The 17,923-nt window shown below is 62.3% G+C and carries 16 protein-coding genes; 5 read left to right on the forward strand and 11 right to left on the reverse strand.

From position 1 onward, the window contains the following. Window positions 1–382: 382 nt before the first annotated feature. Window positions 383–1,669 (reverse strand): phosphoribosylamine--glycine ligase, encoded by a 1,287-nt coding sequence (purD, locus tag AB6O04_RS11890; RefSeq protein ID WP_368564159.1) that lies wholly within the window; start codon window positions 1,667–1,669, stop codon window positions 383–385. A 114-nt stretch (window positions 1,670–1,783) separates the two neighbouring features. On the opposite strand from purD, the gene AB6O04_RS11895 reads away from it, so the two are divergent. After that, window positions 1,784–3,229, forward strand: a complete 1,446-nt coding sequence (locus tag AB6O04_RS11895) for an alanine/glycine:cation symporter family protein (protein WP_368564160.1) — start codon at window positions 1,784–1,786, stop codon at window positions 3,227–3,229. Window positions 3,230–3,392: 163 nt separating this feature from the next. On the opposite strand, the gene AB6O04_RS11900 is transcribed toward AB6O04_RS11895, so the two are convergent. The 5 genes from AB6O04_RS11900 to prmA all read right to left on the reverse strand — a co-directional run bounded on the left by AB6O04_RS11900 (window position 3,393) and on the right by prmA (window position 8,039). Continuing rightward, window positions 3,393–3,890, reverse strand: a complete 498-nt coding sequence (locus tag AB6O04_RS11900; RefSeq protein WP_368564161.1) for a GNAT family N-acetyltransferase — start codon at window positions 3,888–3,890, stop codon at window positions 3,393–3,395. A gap of 57 nt (window positions 3,891–3,947) precedes the next feature. Further along, window positions 3,948–5,531, reverse strand: coding sequence for a bifunctional phosphoribosylaminoimidazolecarboxamide formyltransferase/IMP cyclohydrolase (gene purH / locus AB6O04_RS11905; protein WP_368564162.1), 1,584 nt, complete (start codon window positions 5,529–5,531; stop codon window positions 3,948–3,950). Between the two features lie 200 nt (window positions 5,532–5,731). Beyond that, window positions 5,732–6,001 carry a DNA-binding transcriptional regulator Fis gene (gene fis / locus AB6O04_RS11910; protein WP_368564164.1) on the reverse strand — a complete coding sequence of 90 codons (270 nt, stop codon included), beginning with the start codon at window positions 5,999–6,001 and terminating at the stop codon, window positions 5,732–5,734. 120 nt (window positions 6,002–6,121) lie between these two features. Next, window positions 6,122–7,051, reverse strand: a complete 930-nt coding sequence (locus tag AB6O04_RS11915) for a DUF3426 domain-containing protein (protein WP_368564166.1) — start codon at window positions 7,049–7,051, stop codon at window positions 6,122–6,124. A gap of 70 nt (window positions 7,052–7,121) precedes the next feature. Beyond that, window positions 7,122–8,039 carry a 50S ribosomal protein L11 methyltransferase gene (gene prmA / locus AB6O04_RS11920; protein WP_368564167.1) on the reverse strand — a complete coding sequence of 306 codons (918 nt, stop codon included), beginning with the start codon at window positions 8,037–8,039 and terminating at the stop codon, window positions 7,122–7,124. Between the two features lie 394 nt (window positions 8,040–8,433). Here prmA and AB6O04_RS11925 point away from each other — a divergent pair, with 394 nt between their 5' ends. After that, entirely contained in the window at window positions 8,434–9,375 is a 942-nt protein-coding gene (locus AB6O04_RS11925; protein WP_368564169.1) for a hypothetical protein, read from the forward strand. Further along, window positions 9,372–9,737 (forward strand): hypothetical protein, encoded by a 366-nt coding sequence (locus AB6O04_RS11930; protein WP_368564170.1) that lies wholly within the window; start codon window positions 9,372–9,374, stop codon window positions 9,735–9,737. Before AB6O04_RS11925 ends, AB6O04_RS11930 begins: the two co-directional genes overlap by 4 nt. 367 nt (window positions 9,738–10,104) lie before the next feature. Here the strand turns inward: AB6O04_RS11930 and accC are convergent, their stop codons facing one another. The 3 genes from accC to aroQ all read right to left on the reverse strand — a co-directional run bounded on the left by accC (window position 10,105) and on the right by aroQ (window position 12,678). Continuing rightward, window positions 10,105–11,472 carry an acetyl-CoA carboxylase biotin carboxylase subunit gene (accC, locus tag AB6O04_RS11935; RefSeq protein ID WP_368564171.1) on the reverse strand — a complete coding sequence of 456 codons (1,368 nt, stop codon included), beginning with the start codon at window positions 11,470–11,472 and terminating at the stop codon, window positions 10,105–10,107. 92 nt (window positions 11,473–11,564) lie between these two features. Further along, complete coding sequence (gene accB, locus AB6O04_RS11940; RefSeq protein WP_368564173.1) at window positions 11,565–12,044, reverse strand: acetyl-CoA carboxylase biotin carboxyl carrier protein; 480 nt, start codon at window positions 12,042–12,044, stop codon at window positions 11,565–11,567. A 187-nt stretch (window positions 12,045–12,231) separates the two neighbouring features. Continuing rightward, the gene (aroQ, locus tag AB6O04_RS11945) at window positions 12,232–12,678 is read right to left on the reverse strand and encodes a type II 3-dehydroquinate dehydratase (protein ID WP_368564174.1); all 447 of its coding nucleotides are present in this window, start codon (window positions 12,676–12,678) and stop codon (window positions 12,232–12,234) included. 366 nt (window positions 12,679–13,044) lie between these two features. Here aroQ and AB6O04_RS11950 point away from each other — a divergent pair, with 366 nt between their 5' ends. Together AB6O04_RS11950 and AB6O04_RS11955 are read left to right on the forward strand one after the other, a co-directional pair. After that, window positions 13,045–14,991, forward strand: coding sequence for an alpha/beta hydrolase family protein (locus AB6O04_RS11950; protein ID WP_368564175.1), 1,947 nt, complete (start codon window positions 13,045–13,047; stop codon window positions 14,989–14,991). 96 nt (window positions 14,992–15,087) lie between these two features. Continuing rightward, window positions 15,088–15,609, forward strand: a complete 522-nt coding sequence (locus AB6O04_RS11955; protein ID WP_368564176.1) for a hypothetical protein — start codon at window positions 15,088–15,090, stop codon at window positions 15,607–15,609. A 64-nt stretch (window positions 15,610–15,673) separates the two neighbouring features. On the opposite strand, the gene AB6O04_RS11960 is transcribed toward AB6O04_RS11955, so the two are convergent. Both AB6O04_RS11960 and AB6O04_RS11965 read right to left on the reverse strand, forming a co-directional pair. Then, window positions 15,674–16,873: a mechanosensitive ion channel family protein gene (locus AB6O04_RS11960; RefSeq protein ID WP_368564177.1), complete on the reverse strand. Its 1,200-nt coding sequence runs from the start codon at window positions 16,871–16,873 to the stop codon at window positions 15,674–15,676. A gap of 417 nt (window positions 16,874–17,290) precedes the next feature. Next, window positions 17,291–17,665 (reverse strand): YciI family protein, encoded by a 375-nt coding sequence (locus AB6O04_RS11965; protein WP_368564179.1) that lies wholly within the window; start codon window positions 17,663–17,665, stop codon window positions 17,291–17,293. Window positions 17,666–17,923: the final 258 nt, after the last annotated feature.

Raw genomic sequence — 17,923 nt, forward strand, 5'->3', positions numbered from 1 at the left:
GCTCTTTGCTTTTATAGCCATCTGACAGAAAGAGCTCGCGCCGAGGACGGCGCTTCTACAGGTGCGCGTTGATCTGAACGGAAAAGCTCGCGGCGGGACGCCGCTCCTACAGGTGCGTGTTGATCTGACAGAAAGAGCTCGCGCCGAGGACGGCGCTCCTACAGGTGCACGTTGATCTGAACGGAAAAGCTCGCGGCGGGACGCCGCTCCTACAGATGCGCGTTGATCTGACGGAAGGGGCTCGCGCCGGGACGGCGCTCCTACAGGTGCACGTTGATCTGACGGAAGGGGCTCGCGCCGAGGACGGCGCTCCTACAGGTGCGCGTTGATCTGACGGAAAGAGCTCGCGGCGGGAAGCCGCTCCTACAAGATCAAAGACCTATCAGCAGCGCTCGCGCTCGATCGCTCGCCAGCCGATGTCGTGGCGGTGAAACTCGCCGCGCCACGAAATGCCGGCCACCACGGAATACGCGCGCTTTTGCGCTTCGGCTACGCTGTCGCCCAGGGCGCAGGCGCACAGCACGCGGCCACCGGCGGTGACGACGTGATCACCTTCCACTCGCGTGCCAGCGTGGAAGACCTTGGTGTCCTCCAGATCCGGCACGTCCCACGTATTGATGATGTCGCCGGTACGCGGCGTGTCCGGGTAGTGCTCGGCGGCCATCACCACGCCCACCGATGGGCGCGGATCCCACTGCGCCTGTACTTCGTGCAGGCGTCCATCGATGCCGGCGTCCACCAGATCCAGCAAATCGCTTTGCAGGCGCAGCATCACCGGTTGGGTTTCCGGGTCGCCGAAACGGACGTTGAACTCGATGACCTTGGGCGCGCCGGACGCGTCGATCATCAGACCCGCGTACAGAAATCCGGTGAAAGGAACACCATCAGCGATCATGCCCTGAATGGTGGGTTCCACCACTTCGCGCATCACCCGCGCATGCACTTCCGGCGTCACCACCGGTGCGGGCGAATACGCGCCCATGCCGCCAGTGTTTGGCCCGGTATCGCCGTCGCCGACGCGCTTGTGGTCTTGCGATGTCGCCATCGGTAGCGCGGTCTTGCCATCCACCATGCTGATGAAACTGGCTTCTTCGCCTTCCAGGAATTCCTCGACGACCACGCATGCACCGGCGTCGCCAAAAGCATTGCCCGACAGCATGTCGCGCACGGCGGCTTCGGCCTCTTCCAGCGTCATCGCCACAATGACGCCCTTGCCGGCGGCCAGGCCGTCGGCCTTGATCACGATGGGAGCGCCGTTGGCCCGCACATACGCCAGTGCCTGATCCACGTCGGTGAATACCGAATAGAACGCGGTAGGAATACCGTGGCGTGCCAGGAAATCCTTGGCGAAGGCTTTGCTGCCTTCCAATTGTGCCGCCGCCGCAGTGGGACCAAAAACGCGCAGGCCGGCTTCGCGAAAGCGATCGACGACACCGGCGACCAGCGGAACTTCCGGCCCCACCACTGTCACTGCCACGCCTTCGTCCTTCACCAAAGCCAGCAGGCCCGGTATGTCCGTCACTTTGACGTCGACATTGCGGCATTTGTCCTCGGTGGCAGTGCCGGCATTGCCGGGCGCCACCAGCACTTCGTCCACACGCGGCGACTGCGCCAGCTTCCAGGCCAATGCGTGTTCGCGGCCACCGGAACCGATAACGAGGACCTTCATGCCTGCTCCTGGCCTAAGCGCTTGAACGTGGGGCCGAGAATTCTACGTGAGGCACCGGTGGGGCGCGACCCGGCTGTTAACATCGGCAGTCGCATAAATCCCCCGGAAATCGTGATGCCGCAGTTGTTGGAATGGATCGAATGGCTGTTGTCGCCCGTGGTCGGTCTGATCAACCGCGTGCTTTGGGACTATGTGCTGACCTATGGGCTGTTGGCGGTCGGCTTGTACTTCACGGTGCGGCTGCGGTTGCTGCAGGTCCGGCGTTTCCCGCACATGCTGACGATCATCAGGCGCGGCACCGGGGGTGACGAGGCGGGCATTTCGCCGTTCCAGGCGTTGTGCACCAGCTTGGCGGCACGCGTGGGCACCGGCAACCTGGCGGGTGTTGCCATTGCGTTGAGCGTGGGCGGATCGGGTGCGCTGTTCTGGATGTGGTGCACGGCCGTGCTGGGCATGGCGACGGCCTACGCGGAAAGCTCCCTGGCGCAGCTGTACAAAGTGCGCGACGCGAATGGTCAATACCGGGGCGGCCCGTCGTACTACATGACCCGTGGACTCAAGCGGCGCTGGATGGGTGTGGCGTTCGCGCTGTGCCTGTTGCTGACCTACGGACTGATCTTCAGCAGCGTGCATTCCAATGCTATCGCGCAGTCGTTGCATGAGGCTTTCGGCATCAGCCCGGCACCTATCGCCATCGGGCTGGTATTGCTGACAGCCGCCATCATCTTCGGTGGCTTGCGCAAAGTGGCGCGCTTCGCTGAGTGGGTGGTGCCTTTCATGTCGTTGGCGTACCTGGCGCTGGCGGCCTGGGTGGTGCTGACTCATCTGCCGCAGTTGCCTGGCGTGATCGCGCTGGTCCTGCGCAGCGCGTTTGGCTTGGACGCGGCCGCCGGTGGCGTCCTGGGCGGTATTGCGGTGGCCATGCTGCAGGGCGTGAAACGCGGCCTGTATTCCAATGAGGCCGGCATGGGCAGCGCGCCGAACGTGGCCGCCGCCGCGACACCGGTGCCGCATCACCCGGCCAGCCAGGGGCTGGTGCAGTCGCTGGGTGTTTTCATTGACACGCTGTTGATCTGTTCGGCCACCGGCATCGTGATTCTGCTGTCCGGTGTTCTGGGACAAGGCGGTGACGGCGTGCAGATCACGCAGCGCGCGATGATGGTGTTCTTCGGTCAATGGGGCGTGTGGTTCACGGCCATTGCACTGTTCTTCTTCGCGTTCACTACCATCGTGGGCAACTATTCCTACGCCGAAAACAACCTGCTCTACCTGGGTGGCGGAAAGCGGATGCTGTTCGCTTTGCGGGTCGCCGCGCTGGGCGTGGTTGTGTGGGGCGTGTACTCGAAAGTGGCGTTGGTGTGGGAAGCCGCTGATGCGGCGATGGCACTGATGGCGTCCATCAACCTGGTCGCCATCGTGATGCTGTCGGGCGTGGTGATCAAACTGACCCGCGACTACGACCGCCAGCTGAGCGAAGGCAAATCCCCAACGTTCCATATCGCGGAGTATCCGGAACTGGGCGATGGTGTTGATCATGAGATTTGGAAAGAACGGACGTAATGTAGAGCCGAGCTGCGCCTCGTGATAGCACCGAGTTGATAGTAACGCGGCCGTCGCTCCCACAAGGATGCTATGCCGAGTTGCTGCCACGACGTGTTAACAGTCAACATAGGATCTCGGCTCTGCACACTGACTACAAGCTTTGCGTAAGCTCGCGACCGGCCTAAGAAACCAAGAACGCAGGATGATAGGCAACAACACCTCGCGCCGGGCGGTCGCCAAAGGGCAACCCCATGAAGTACTCCGCGGGCGCGTCGGGATACACCAGCTCCGGCACGTGCCGGAAACCAAAACGCGAGTAGTAATCCGGCTCGCCCAGCACCACGCAGCCCTGTGCGCGCAACCGTTCCAGCTCTGCTATTCCGGCGAGGATCAGTGCGCTACCGATCCCGCGCTTCTGATCGCCCGGTGCGACGGCTAGCGGCCCCAGTTCATACCAGCCGTGCACCGTATCTCCAATGACCACCGGGGAAAAAGCAACATGCCCGGCGATGCGGCCATCGATATCGGCGACCAGCGATAGCGTCAGTGCATCTTCTTTGCGAAGTGCGTCGACAATACGGCGCTCGACCTGTCCGCCGCCGGGCGTCTGAGCGAATGCCGCGCCAAGGAGGCCGTCGATCGCGGCGTGGTCTGCCTGGGTTTCTGTGCGGATCCACATAGGCTTTTTCCAAGCTGCTGCAAAGTCTGCCGCAACCCGCGTTACGACCGCTTCACGTCAGTGGCGGAAATGGCGTACGCCGGTGAATACCATCGCCAGGCCGTGCTCGTCCGCGGCGGCGATGACTTCGTTGTCGCGCATCGACCCGCCGGGCTGAATCACCGCTTTGATACCCGCCGCCGCCGCGGCGTCGATGCCGTCGCGGAACGGGAAGAAGGCGTCGGATGCCATCACCGAACCCGGGACGGACAGCTTGGCCTCTTCGGCTTTCAGTGCGGCGATCTTGGCGCTGACCACGCGGCTCATCTGCCCGGCGCCGATACCGATGCTGCGCTGGCCCTTGGCATAGACGATCGCGTTGGACTTGACGAACTTGGCGATGCGCCAGGCGAACAACAGATCCGACAGTTCGGCGGGCGTCGGCGCGCGCTTCGTCACGACCTTCAGTTCTTCGCTGGTCACTTCGCGGTTGTCCGCGGTCTGCATCAGCAGGCCAGAACCCACGCGCTTGACGTCGATATTGTTGCGGCCTTCGCCATGCGGGATACGGATGACGCGGACATTCGGCTTTTTCGCCGCAGCAGCGAGCGCGCCTGCCTCGTAATCCGGTGCGATCAGCACTTCCACGAACTGCCGTTCCAGGATCACCTTCGCCGTTGCCGCGTCCAATGTGCGATTGAAGGCGATGATGCCGCCGAAAGCGGACGTCGGGTCGGTGGCGTAAGCCAACTCGTAAGCATCGCCGCAAGCGGCACCTTGCGCCACGCCGCAGGGATTGGCATGTTTGACGATCACACAGGCAGGATGCTCAAACTGGCGTACGCATTCCCACGCTGCATCGGCATCGGCCAGATTGTTGTAGCTCAACTCCTTGCCCTGCAACGACTGGAATGTCGCCAGCGTGCCGGATACCGGATACAGATCGCGGTAGAACGCTGCCTGCTGGTGCGGATTCTCGCCGTAGCGCAGGTCCATGACCTTGATGAAGTTGCTGTTCTGCTGGAAGGGAAACTCGCTCCGCGTGGCGACGGATGTCGAGGTATCGGTGATAGCGGAAAGATAATTGCTGATCGCGGCATCGTACTGGGCGACGCGGTTGAACGCGGCTACCGACAGCTGGAAACGCGTACGCGCCGACAGCGCGCCTTCGTTGGCTTTCAACTCTTCGACAATGCCGGCGTACTGCGCTGGATCGGTGGCGACCGCCACCCGGGCAAAATTCTTGGCCGCAGCACGCAGCATGGCGGGGCCGCCGATGTCGATGTTTTCCACCGCCTCGTCCAACGTGCAGTCATTGCGCGCGGTGACGCTTTCGAACGGGTACAGATTCAGTACCAGCAGATCGATAGGGGCAATGCCGTACTGCGTCATCACCGCATCGTCCGTGCCGCTGCGGCCCAACAGCCCGCCGTGGACATTCGGATGCAACGTCTTGACCCGGCCGTCCATGATTTCCGGGAATCCGGTGATCTCGGAGACGTCCTTGACGGTCAAGCCCGCATCGCGCAAAGCCTTGGCGGTACCACCCGTGGACAACAGCTCGACGCCCTGCGCGGACAGCGCGTTGGCCAGGTCGATCAGGCCGGTTTTATCGGAAACGGATAGCAGCGCCCGGCGCACGGGCTGGAGATTGACGGTCATGGTTAGACGAAGCGGAGGGGAAGCGGCAATTATAGCCGTGGGCGGCTGGCCGAGGTTTTTCAGGCTTTTCGCCCGCCAGATACGCCAGAAGCGCGGGTGAATTCCTTGTAGGAGCGACGTAAGTCGCGATGAAGCTCTACCGATAAAGCTTCATCGCGACTTACGTCGCTCCTACAAGGGGACAATGCCGGCTCTACTACTTACACCAAACCATAATCCTTCAACTTCTTACGCAACGTCGCGCGGTGGATGCCCAGCATGGCGGCGGCGCGGCTCTGATTGCCTTCGCAATGATTCAGCACTTCCACGAACAGCGGAATCTCCATTTCGCGCAATACGATTTCATAGACGTCATCGGCTTCGTGGCCGTCCAGATCGCGCAGGTAACGGCGCACGGACTGCGCGACGTGTTCGCGTAAAGGCGGCTTGGGATTGCCACGGGTGTCTTGACGAGTGGAGGCGGCGTTCACACGAATCCCCTGATGCAACGGAACGAGGCACCCGCCTTTTGCTTGTGCGTTTTTGGCGGGGGAACGAGTCTAGCGCCTGACACGCGTCGGTGCATCCGCTTTTTGTCGGAATTGCTTCAACTAACGAAAGTCAAACGAAAAAGCGACGACGTTGGCACTGGGTTCGCGTATCCGTACCGCGATCTGCGCGCTTTGGCCCGGCGCGATTTCGCTCTGAATCTGGCCCGCGCCCAGGTATTCCGATGGCATCAATGCTCGCGCGCCCAGCGTACGGCCGTCGGCATCCTTAAGCGTCAACAGAACGATAGGCCAGGCTTGCGCCCAGTGCGCATCGTTACGGAACGTCGCCTGCGCTTGCAATGTCCCGGGACTGCCCGCCACTGGCCGCACATCGCGGCTCAGCATCGTGAAGGCTTCGGGCTGACGCCACACCGGTATCGAACAGCGGAAGACGCCGCACAGACGCGCAACGAAGGGACGCCAGTCGTCATCGGCGGCTAAACGCACGCGATCCGCCAGCAGCACCTGTATCGCCAGCAGCAGCGACAACGCGATCAACGCGATCCACTGCCATCTCGGCACGTGAGTCCGCACCTCGGCGGTGCGCGCGGCATGCGTGAAACTGGGAATCGCTGTTTTGAGGTGCGCCGCCGCGGGTGGCGGGTTCTCGCGAGAGGGTGCGACGACGCTCGCTTCCATCGCGGAAGCGAGCGCGAGCCGGCCAGGATCGTCGTTCGTCTCAGGTTCTGATCGTGGTGAATCAGCCGATGTTTCTTCCGCGCTGTCCATGCCATCGTCCGCATCCACGGTTTGGGCATCTACGTTGTGCATTGCAGCGTCGACTGGCGCCGGCTCCGTGGCCCCGCTTTCTGTCTGTAAGGTTGAAAGCGCTACCGGCATTTCTTCACCCGTCTCGACGGCCGCGGTTTCAGAGGACGAAGAAGAGCCATCGTCCACCTGCTTGCCGCACCGTGGGCAAATGGCAGGCACAACGCGTTTCTGCGGATGCAGGGCGATCAGGAAGTGGCAATGCGGACATGCGGCGAACATGGTCGTATTCAATCATGCTTGCCGGTGCGGCGGTAAGCCGGCCCTGGATTCTTCGCGTGCTGCAGGTAAGTCAGCGACGCACGCCATCGATACGCATCCAATCGCCTTCCTGCGTGGCGGCCAGATGGTCGAACCATTCCGCATAGCGCGTCAGCAGTTCGCCTTCCTGGCCGTGCAGGATGCCGGAAAGCGCGATTCGACCACCCCTGGCGACTCGCGAGGCCAATGTCTGCGCCAATGCATCCAGTGCGGACGCCAGGATATTGGCGACCACGACAGGGTAGGTGTCCACAGGTTCGTCTTCCGGCAGATACACCGACAAACGCTCCGCAACGCCGTTGCGCTGCGCGTTGTCAGTGGTCGCCAGCAATGCTTGCGGGTCGTTGTCGACACCCATTGCGTGCGCGGCGCCCAGTTTCAGGGCGGCCAGCGCCAGGATGCCGGAGCCGCAACCGAAGTCGAGCACCCTCCGGCCCTGCAGTTCGCCTTGCACGGCCAGTTGGTCGAGCCACTGCAGGCACAGCGCAGTGGTGGGATGGGTGCCGGAGCCGAATGCCAGTCCCGGATCCAGCCGGACCACGGCCGCGTCGGGGATATCGGCGCCTTCGGGTAGCTCATGGTTCCAGGGCACGATAAAGGTGCGGGTGCCGAAGCGCATCGGCTTGAACTGGTCCAGCCAGGCGCGTTCCCAGTCCTGGTCTTCGACGGTACGGAAGCTGGCCTGTGTCCAATCCAGGCCGGGGTCGAACGATTCCAGCGCAGCCAACAGCAGCAGCGCGTCGGTGTCCGCCGGAAACAGCGCGGTCAACAGCAACGCATTCCAAAGCGGTGTCTGGCCAACACCGGGCTCGAGAATGGCGTGCTCATTGGTGGTGTCCGCGTCGGCATCCAGCAGGGTAACCGACAGCGCCCCAACATCCTCCAGCGCGGTCTCGTAGCGCGGCTGGTCGGATTCACGGCAACGCAGGGAAAGTTCTAGGTAGGGCATGATGCCGTTCGAAGGAGTGAGGGTTGGGATCGATGTATGGCGTTTGCAGCAGGCCGGACGGTCGATTGGCAAGCCCGGAGGGCCCGCCATCCTGTGCCGAACACCGAGCTGCCGTGGAAAGATACCCGACGGATGCGAATACCCGATAGCGCTTGACGCAGGCCGCACCTGTCCGTTCCGGTACCGGGAAAGGCCGCCCGGCACCGGCGGCGCGTCGGCAATGCCCGGCAAAGGCTCTCTGGGCAACTGGTTTAGACTATGCGGCAGCCATCGGAAGCGAGTGCGAATCCGGTTGGGTCTGACTGCACGGTCCGGTGCAGTCCGCAGCCACTCCGTTCCCAGGAACGCTTCCGGTGCATTGATGAAGGATATGGCGGTCAGGAAAACGGTTGCTATGCCAAGTAAGTCGCTGCTGCTTACGCTTACCGGAGTAGCGGTGGCCGTGGCATCGCTGGCGTGGTACAGCGGTAGTCGCGACACCGCGTCTTCGGCCGTAGTGATCGACGCGGCGGATCAGGCGGCGCCCAGCCGAGACGTCAGTCCAGCGCAGGCTGCCGCGGCAGCAAGCCTTCGCGCAGCGAAGAGTGCTGCAGCCGGGCGTGCCTTGTCGGCGCGTGTGGAATTCGAACACGCAAACGATCTTTATGCCTATGCGCGCAGCCTGGCCGGCAGGGAACGCGCCGGCGATCCGGAAGCGCTATGGCTGGTGAGTCGCGTGCATGAATACTGCATGGGCTACGCGATGAATCCGGCGGGCTATGCCGGCGATACCCGCGCGATGGCGGAGCTGAGATTTCCCAACACTGCGGCGCTGGTGACCGCTCGCGAACGCGTTAGCCGGCGCTGCGCGCGATTCCTACCCAGCGACAATCTGTCGCCAAGGTTCATCGTGGCCAGGCGTAAAGAAGCCGCGGAAGCTGGCAGTGTGGCCGCCGAAGCTTCGCTGCTTGCCATGGGTACGCCGCTTTCCGACAGCGGCGACTACAAAAAGGATCTCGTGCAACGCGTGCTGATTTCGCGCGATCCGGAGGCCTACGTCGCTATCTCGCCGGCAATGGGCATCGCCGCCAGCGAAGACGTGGACAGTTTTGGCGATGTGTCCGGCACCGCGCTTACCGAACTGGCGTGGGTAGTGGCGGCGTGTCAGCTGGGCCAGGAATGCGGACCCGACAGCACACTGATGACAACGTACTGCGCCAATGGCGGAATATGTTCGCGCAATAGTTCGCAGGACTTCAACGCCTTCGTCCTCGACGCGGGAGTGCCCCGGCAAGGGGCGGACAAGTTGGAAGAAATGGTGGATACCCTTTTGTATAACCCAGGAGTCGTAAAATGAACCGCATGCGCTTTGTACAACGGGCGAAGCTCTGGTTCTGGATTCTGCTTTTCGTCAGCTATGGGGTGGTGGCTGCCAGCGCCGTCATCGATACACTGAGTCCGAAATATCGGAACCTGACCCACGTATCGGTGACCTCGGTGCAATCGCCCGAAGAGGTCAGGATCTTGGGCGCCGCGCAGGCCGCGGCCGTTTACCGTGCTTCCAGCGGCACGCCCTTCTCGGCGCTGCCACCCGGCAGTACCTTCAAGATCGTCTGGCCGGACGGTTCCAGCGAAACGATCATGATCGTCGACCCGAAATCGGCGGCCGGCGTGACGCCTGTTGGGGATACGCAGCAGGCTGCAACGGGAAACAGGTAGGAGCGCCGTCAGAGCGCCATCCCCGTAGGAGCGGCGTCCCGCCGCGAGCTCTTGCTTTGATCCCACAACCGTAGAAACAGCTCGCGCCGCGCACCGATAGCCATTCGGTGTGCGCGATCAAGAACGCGCCGCAGCGCGTCGACATGGTGAACAAACGGGCTTCAATCGCTCTTCGCTTTAATCGCGATCTGACAGAAAGAGCTCGCGCCGGGACGGCGCTCCTACAAAGGCGAGAACCGCCGAGGCGGCCTTGGCTCTTGTAGGAGCGCCGTCCTCGGCGCGAGCTCTTGCTTTTGATCCCGGCGGCCGCAGGAAGAGCTCGCGGCGGGGACGCCGCTCCTACAGAAGCCGAAGCCACACAGGAGCATCACACCAAAGCGATCGACTTGTTCTTGCGTTCGGCCAATCGCTTTTCCAGATAATGGATATTCTGGCTGCCGGCCTGGAATCCGCGGTCTCGCATGATGCGCTGCTGCAGCGGAATATTGGTCTTGATGCCGTCCACCACCATCTCGCTCAGCGCCACACGCATGCGTGCGATAGCCGTGTCGCGATCCGGCCCGTGCACGATCAGCTTGCCGATCATCGAATCGTAGTTCGGCGGAACGCGGTAGCCTTCATAGATATGCGTGTCCACACGCACGCCCGGGCCGCCGGGCGCGTGGAAGTGCTGAATCAGGCCGGGGCTGGGCGCGAACGTTTCCGCGTCCTCGGCGTTGATGCGGCATTCGATGGCGTGGCCGTTGAGGACGATGTCTTCCTGTTTGATGCTCAGTTTCTGGCCGGCGGCGATGCGCAGTTGTTCGACAACCAGATCGATGCCGGTGACCATCTCGGTAACCGGATGTTCGACCTGGATGCGAGTGTTCATTTCGATGAAGTAGAAGTGGCCGTTCTCATACAGGAATTCGAACGTGCCGGCTCCGCGATAACCGATGCGAATGCAGGCCTCGACGCAGACCTTGCCGATCTCAGCGCGTTGTTTTTCGCTGATGCCCGGCGCAGGCGCCTCTTCCACGACTTTCTGATGGCGGCGCTGCATCGAACAATCGCGTTCGCCCAGATGGATCGCATGGCCTTGACCGTCGGCCAATACCTGGATCTCCACGTGGCGCGGATTCTCCAGAAATTTTTCCATGTAGACCTGGTCGTTGCTGAAGGCGGCTTTGGCTTCGGACTTGGTGGTGGAGATGGCGTTGCTGAGCGCCGCTTCCGCATGCACCACGCGCATGCCGCGCCCGCCACCGCCGCCCGCGGCCTTGATGATCACCGGGTAGCCGATCTCGCGGGCGATCTTGGTGTTGGCGACGATGTCATCGCCCAACGGACCGCCGGAACCGGGCACGCACGGCACACCCGCGGCCTTCATGGCGCGGATCGCTTCCACCTTGTCGCCCATCAGGCGAATGGTGTCGGCCTTGGGACCGATGAAGACGAACCCGGATTGCTCCACGCGTTCGGCGAAGTCGGCGTTCTCGCTTAGGAAGCCGTAGCCGGGATGGATGGCCTGCGCATCGGTCACTTCAGCCGCGGCGATGATGGCGGGAACGTTGAGGTAGCTGTCCGCCGACGCCGCCGGCCCGATGCAGACCGATTCATCGGCCATGGCCACGTGCTTGAGGTTGCGATCGACCGTGGAATGCACGGCCACGGTGCGGATGCCGAGCGTATGACAGGCGCGCAGGATGCGCAGCGCAATTTCGCCTCGGTTGGCAATGACGACTTTATCGAGCATGGAAGTTCTCAAAGGCGGGAACAGGGAACAGGGAACGGGGAATGCGGCAATCGGGAAGTTTCATTCCCCGTTCCCGGTTCCCCGTTCCCGCTTCATCCAATAACGAACAACGGCTGATCAAACTCGATCGGCTGGCCGCTTTCGGTCAGGATCGCCACCACCGTGCCGGATACATCGGCTTCGATCGGGTTGAACATCTTCATCGCTTCGATGATCGCCAGCGTCTCGCCTGCCTTGACCGCCTGACCGGTGGTGACGAACGGCGGCTTGTCCGGCGCGGGCGAGAGATAGAACGTGCCCACCATCGGCGCGCGCACCACGTGGCCTTCCGGCAGATTGCTGGCCGGTTTGGCGCTGCCGCCGGTGGAGGCTTCGGTTGGCGAGGTCATCGGCATGGGTGGCTGTGGGCGAGCCTCTGCCTGCACCATCATCGGCGCGGGAGCCGGCGCGGCGTAATGGCCCTTGGGCACCCGGGCCAGGCGTACGGACTCTTCGCCTTCCTTGATCTCGATTTCGGCGAGATTCGATTCTTCCAGCAGGTCGATGAGCTTCTTGATTTTGCGAAGATCCATAGGGGCCTCTTAGGTGTGTGGTAAATGCCGTTCAGCGATGGAGCGACTGATCGGCAAAGATCTCGGTAAAGCTGTCAGCGGTTGTCGTGATGTTCGCGCCGGTGGTGGCGGCACGAGGTGATGGTGCCGGTGGCAGGCGCCGGAATCGGGACCCGTTCCGGGGCAGGCGATGCGTTCTGGCAATGACTCATGCGCGCTCGCCCAGCCGCTTCAAGGCGGCATCCAGCGCGAAGCGATAGCTGTCGGCGCCGAAGCCGCAGACCACGCCGACCGCCAGGTCACTGAAATAGCTGTGGTGGCGGAAGGGTTCTCGGGCGTGGGGATTGGACAGGTGGACTTCGATAAAGGGCAGTGCGATTGCCGCCAGCGCGTCGCGCAGTGCGACCGAGGTGTGGGTGAAGGCGGCCGGATTGATCAGGATGAACGCGGTGCCATCGCCTGCCGCGGCTTGTACCCGGTCCACCAGTGCATGCTCGGCATTGGACTGGAAGGACGTCAGCTCGTGCCCCGCGGCAGCGGCTTGTGCCGCCAGCTGGGCGTTGATGTCAGCCAGGGTCGCATGGCCATATATCCCCGGCTCGCGACTGCCGAGCAGGTTCAGATTGGGACCATGTAGGACCAGCAGCTTTGCCATCGGGTGCTCCAGGGGAGGGCGGCAGTCTGCGCGAAGCCGGCGATGGTGTCCAGATCGCCGAAGTTCGCTGCGCTTTAAGCGTTTGTTTGAAATGTGACGGCCAATGGCGACGGGAGCCGCACGGCGAAAGGCGAAGCAGGCCGGGGAATGTTGCTCCCGACGGACATAAGCCCGCTGGTGACAGGCTGGCGGGATCCGCTCCCGTACGTCAATTCCACCCGGGAATTGCCTGGCCGTTGAAACCTCAGGTGCCCTGCCGGTGGCCGTTCCACCTTCGTTCCTACGTATGGAAGTGGTTAAGGGGCGACACAAGCCTCCGTTCTGCGGTTACATTCTTGCCACTAGTGGGGCTCGGGGGAGTCAGGGATGAAGGTTTGGAAAGTGTGTATCGCCGTTGCGGCGATGCTGGTGGCTGCGCCTGCGGCCGCCGTTGATCTGGCGCCGTTCCTGAAACAGGACCGCCTGGAGAAAATAAAAATATCGCCCACCGGCGAGTACTACGCGGTGACGATGCCGTTGGAAGATCGCACCGCTCTGGTGGTCATCCGCCGCTCGGACAAGCAGATCACTGCCAACGTGGGTGGCGAGAAGCATTCAGTGGTGGACGACTTCTGGTGGGCCAACAACGAACGCATCGTAGTCAGCATGGCCGAGAAATACGGCTCCGAAGACCAGCCTTATGCCACCGGCGAGCTCTACGCGATCAACGCCGACGGCAGCCAGGCGAAGCTGCTGGTCAGCCCGTACGGAACAAATAACTCCGTAAACACGGTACGCATCGGGGGCCCTGAACCGCGTGCCGCTTTCCTGATCGACGACCTGCCCAATGATGAGCGCCATGTGCTGATCAGCATGAGGACGTTCAGCGCCAATCCCATGACCAACGTGGAGCGGCTGAACATCTATAACGGCAAGCTTTGGCGAGTCGCCAGTGCGCCTATCCGGCGCGCTCGCTTCGCCACCGACTCCAAAGGTGCGGTGCGTTTTGCGCGCGGCGCGGGGAACGACAACATCAGCAAGCTGTACTACCGCGATAGCAATGAAGCGGAGTGGCAGCTGATGAACGACGAAGCAAAGACCCATCGCGTTGAAATGCCGCTTGGTTTCTCGGCCGATGGCCGCACTGCATACCTTCAGGTGGAGCAACCGCAAGGGCCTGACGCCATCGTGGCGGTGAATCTGGACAGTGGCGACCGCCGCGAATTGCTGCGTGACGAAACGGTCGATCCGTACGCGATTCTGCACCAGCACAATGCGGCGGAACCCGTCGGCGCGCTTTTCACTTCCGACCGCGCTCGCAACCGCTTCTTCGATGAAACCTTGCCCACGGCACGCATGTATCGTGCGCTGGAAAAAGCATTTCCCGATAGTGCGCTCTTCATTACTTCAGCCACCCGCGATGGCCGCTTACTGCTGCTGAGTGTGTGGAGCGATCGCAATGTCGGCGATTTCTTCTTGTACGACGCGGTGAAAAAGCGCGCCGACCGGGTATTCAGCCGTCGCGAATGGCTCGATCCAGCCCTGATGGCGCCAACACGCGCGGTGAAGTTGGCGGCGCGCGATGGTTTGGCACTGCATGGCTTTCTCACTGTGCCGCGGAATGCCGCCACCGAACCGCTGCCGCTCGTGGTGATGCCGCATGGCGGCCCTTTCGGCGTCTTCGACGACTGGAGTTTCGACAATGAAGCGCAGATGCTGGCGCAATCGGGCTATGCCGTCCTGCGCATCAACTTCCGGGGTTCCGGTAACTATGGCCGTGCCTTCTACCACGCAGGCGCGCGCCAGTGGGGTGGCGACATGCAGCACGATCTGACCGATGCCACCCGCTGGGCGATCGAGCAGAAGATCGCCGATCCGCAACGCATCTGTATCTACGGCGCAAGCTATGGCGCGTATGCCGCGATGATGGGTGCGGCAATGGAGCCCACGTTATACCGTTGCGCGGCAGGATACGTAGGTGTTTACGATTTGCCCGCGATGCACAAGGACGATGCCGGGGTTACCCGATGGATGGAAACCTGGGCCAATGAATGGGTTGGCGAGCGCAGCACCTTGGCGTCGCGTTCGCCCACCACGTTGGCCGGCAACATCAAGGTGCCGGTGTTCATGGCAGCGGGCGGCAAGGACGATCGCGCGCCGATAAGCCACAGCAAGAAAATGGAGAAGGCACTGAAGGCGGCAGGGACACCGGTGGAGACGCTTTACTTCCCCACCGAAGGGCATGGCTTCTACACCGAACCGCACCGGCGCGAGTACTACACCCGTCTGTTGGCGTTCCTGGGGCGTCACTTGGGCGGGGCCACGGCAGAGTAGCCGAAGCTCCATCCATGGCGAGTATCTGGATATGCAACGTAGTCCGCAGTGTGCGGATGTGGCCGCTGCTAACGTGCCGCGAACGGGGAGGGGCCCATGAAACCATGGCTGAGGCGGACGCTGGGGCTACTGCCTATCGTGGGCGGTGGCGCCGGGCTGGCGGTGTTGACGACGGTAATTGCCGGTCAGCAGGACTTGAATGCACTGGGTGCCATTATCCTGGTGACGTTCGCACTGCTTTACCTGGTAGGCATCGTGGCCGGTTTGTGGATGTTGGAAGACCATCGCCACGCCGTGGCGCTGAATCTGGTGTTCTGGGCACTGCAGGTGCCGCAACTGATCTCGCCGGTAATGACTTACGTTTTCTGGGCGCCGGCCAACATCGGTGTGTGGTGGAATATGACCACCTCGCAAAGCGGCTTCGCTTATCAGGTTGGCAGCACATTCCAGTTCGATCTGTTGAATATAGGTAGCAATGTCGCCGTTGCACTCAACGCTTTCGCGCTGGTCTGCATGCTGTATCTGTGTGTGCTCTACCGCCGACAGTATCCGGCGATCGAACCCGAAGTTGTGGAGGATGTCGCAACGCTGCCTGCGGCGGATCAGATGTCTCCATAGGATGGGTCGAGCGGAGCGACACCCATCGATCACAGTGATGGGGTGTCGCTACGCTCGACCCATCCTACGGCGCTGGGGGCGGAGATCTTGTCGTCGTTTCGATCGCAGCGTCAGCAGGCGTGACGTCTTCTGCACCGGGTGAGCGGGTGTGCTCGGCGACCTCGTTGGTGGCCTGCGCCGCTCGCAATGCCTCGCTGGGGGACGCCGGTGCCTTGCCTTCATCGCGCGCAAGATCCATGCGTAGCCGCGGCAGCGACTGCGGATGCGCATGCACCAGGTAGTCGATCATCCGCTCGCGCACGGCGCAGCGCAGGTCGAACAGCTCGCCGGAGTTGCGCGCGCTGACCAGCAGTCGCACTTGCACTGTGGTCTGGTCCGTTTCGGTGATCTGCGCCACGCAGACGCGGCCATCCCAGCGCTCGTCCGTCTCGCAGATGCGCTGTAGCGCTTCACGTACGTCCGTCATCGGCGTGCGGTAGTCCAGCCACAGGAAAGAAGTGCCCAGCAGATCTGAACTGGTGCGGGTCCAGTTCTGGAAAGGATGCTCGATGAACCACGTCAACGGCACCACCAGCCGCCGCTCATCCCAGATGCGCACTACCACGTACGCGCTGGTGATTTCTTCTATGCGGCCCCATTCGTTTTCCACGATCACCACATCGTCCAGGCGGATCGGCTGGGTGATGGCGATCTGCAGGCCGGCGATAAGATTGCCGAACACCGGCTTGGCCGCGATGCCCGCGACCAGCCCAATGATGCCCGCCGAGGCCAGCAGCGTGGTGCCGATCTGACGAATGGTGGGAAAGGTCATCAACGCGATCGAAACACCTATCAGTACCGCGCCACCCTGGGCCACACGGCTGATGACGCGCGTCTGCGTCTGTATCCGGCGTGCGGCCAGATTGTCCGCCACTTCCACCGGATGCTCGCGCACGATGCGTCGTTCCACCGCGCCAATGGCGCGCACCGCCAACCAGGTCAGGCAAAGCAAACCGCCGATGCCCAGCGCATGCTGGATGTTGGCTATCCATTCCGGCGGCAGCGTGGTGGCACGCACGGCCACACTGAGGAAGAACAGCGGCAGCGCGAAAGCCGCGGGCGCCGCAACCACTTGTGCGATGCGTGCCCGCAGGTATTCCGCTGCGTGCCGGCGCGCGCGTCGGGCGATCGCCAGCAGCACCTGTTGCACGATCAGGCCAAGGACCAACGCGATCAACAGCGGCCACGCTACGGCAACGAGGTCCTGCCACTGGCTTGATGTCATGCAGTGCTCCCACGACTATTCACATCGCAGCGTGGCGCAAGCGGCGTAAACATCGTGTCGAATGAGCCGCGATGGCGGAATGATGAGTTGCGCGAAACGGCGCAGTGCATCGATGGTGCTATCGCGCGGAAACAGCGCGGACGTGCGTCGGCGCTCCTAGGAAAGGTCAGAACAACCCTTTTTTTGTCATTCCCGCGAAGGCGGGAACCCAGCGCCTCTGTTCTTCATGGATTGAAGTCGCTGGATGACCCGCCATGCGGCGGTTGAAAAACGCTTCCCGCCTGCGTGAGGGTGACGATAACTAACGGGGCCATACCTGGGTCCATGTCTCAACCTGAGCACGGCGATGTCTGTTACCAGAGTCGGGAGTGTCCAGTGTTCACTTGCGAGAAGCTTCCAGCTGAATCTGTGCACCCGTCAGGCGCCGACCCTGCGCCGCACTTCTTCAAAGTCGCGCACTGGCCGAATCTCCACGCAGCCGGTTTTGGTCCAGGGGAATTCCTGTGCGATGCGGACGGCTTCTTCCATATTCTCCGCTTCGATCAGATTGAAACCACCCAGAATTTCCTTGGTTTCGGCGAACGGGCCATCCATTACTGAAGTGCGGCCATTGCGTATCCGTACCGATTTGGCGGTCACCGGCTCTTCCAGTTGCTGCGAATCCAGCAGCTTGCCTTCCGCGCGCAGTTCATCGGCATGCGTTATACAGCTATGCATCATGGTGTCGTAAGTTCCGGCGGGCAGCTCTTCCAACATCGTGTCGTCGGTGTAGATCAGCAATGCGAATTTCATGCGGTCCTCCCAAGGGCGCCCATGGCGCGCGAGCGGCGATTGTGCCATGCCGCCAGAGGTATCGGACCGTGCAGCGCTTAGGTTCTTGATAAGTTGCGCAGCGCACGGGAATGCCCGACCACCCGGGCTGATCGTGAAGAAAAATAACGAGTCAGTCCGCAGGACAGGCAGGTGTTGTCGTGCTAACCGCTTACTGGGCGCAGCTAACCCGGCGCCATCCTTCGCATATCGGCTCCGGTCCTCTCGTAGAGCGGAGCT

The sequence above is a fragment of the Pseudoxanthomonas sp. UTMC 1351 genome, assembly GCF_040948865.1.
Classification (GTDB): domain Bacteria; phylum Pseudomonadota; class Gammaproteobacteria; order Xanthomonadales; family Xanthomonadaceae; genus Pseudoxanthomonas_A.

Excerpts from the sequence above, each read along its gene's own strand:
- accC (WP_368564171.1), bottom strand. The coding sequence starts at position 11,472 with ATGCTCGATAAAGTCGTCATTGCCAACCGAGGCGAAATTGCGCTGCGC.
- purH (WP_368564162.1), bottom strand. The coding sequence starts at position 5,531 with ATGACCGTCAATCTCCAGCCCGTGCGCCGGGCGCTGCTATCCGTTTCC.
- AB6O04_RS11955 (WP_368564176.1), top strand. The coding sequence starts at position 15,088 with ATGAAACCATGGCTGAGGCGGACGCTGGGGCTACTGCCTATCGTGGGC.
- AB6O04_RS11900 (WP_368564161.1), bottom strand. The coding sequence starts at position 3,890 with ATGTGGATCCGCACAGAAACCCAGGCAGACCACGCCGCGATCGACGGC.
- AB6O04_RS11915 (WP_368564166.1), bottom strand. The coding sequence starts at position 7,051 with ATGTTCGCCGCATGTCCGCATTGCCACTTCCTGATCGCCCTGCATCCG.
- AB6O04_RS11960 (WP_368564177.1), bottom strand. The coding sequence starts at position 16,873 with ATGACATCAAGCCAGTGGCAGGACCTCGTTGCCGTAGCGTGGCCGCTG.
- AB6O04_RS11895 (WP_368564160.1), top strand. The coding sequence starts at position 1,784 with ATGCCGCAGTTGTTGGAATGGATCGAATGGCTGTTGTCGCCCGTGGTC.
- AB6O04_RS11930 (WP_368564170.1), top strand. The coding sequence starts at position 9,372 with ATGAACCGCATGCGCTTTGTACAACGGGCGAAGCTCTGGTTCTGGATT.
- purD (WP_368564159.1), bottom strand. The coding sequence starts at position 1,669 with ATGAAGGTCCTCGTTATCGGTTCCGGTGGCCGCGAACACGCATTGGCC.
- AB6O04_RS11965 (WP_368564179.1), bottom strand. The coding sequence starts at position 17,665 with ATGAAATTCGCATTGCTGATCTACACCGACGACACGATGTTGGAAGAG.
- AB6O04_RS11950 (WP_368564175.1), top strand. The coding sequence starts at position 13,045 with ATGAAGGTTTGGAAAGTGTGTATCGCCGTTGCGGCGATGCTGGTGGCT.
- AB6O04_RS11925 (WP_368564169.1), top strand. The coding sequence starts at position 8,434 with ATGCCAAGTAAGTCGCTGCTGCTTACGCTTACCGGAGTAGCGGTGGCC.
- prmA (WP_368564167.1), bottom strand. The coding sequence starts at position 8,039 with ATGCCCTACCTAGAACTTTCCCTGCGTTGCCGTGAATCCGACCAGCCG.
- accB (WP_368564173.1), bottom strand. The coding sequence starts at position 12,044 with ATGGATCTTCGCAAAATCAAGAAGCTCATCGACCTGCTGGAAGAATCG.
- aroQ (WP_368564174.1), bottom strand. The coding sequence starts at position 12,678 with ATGGCAAAGCTGCTGGTCCTACATGGTCCCAATCTGAACCTGCTCGGC.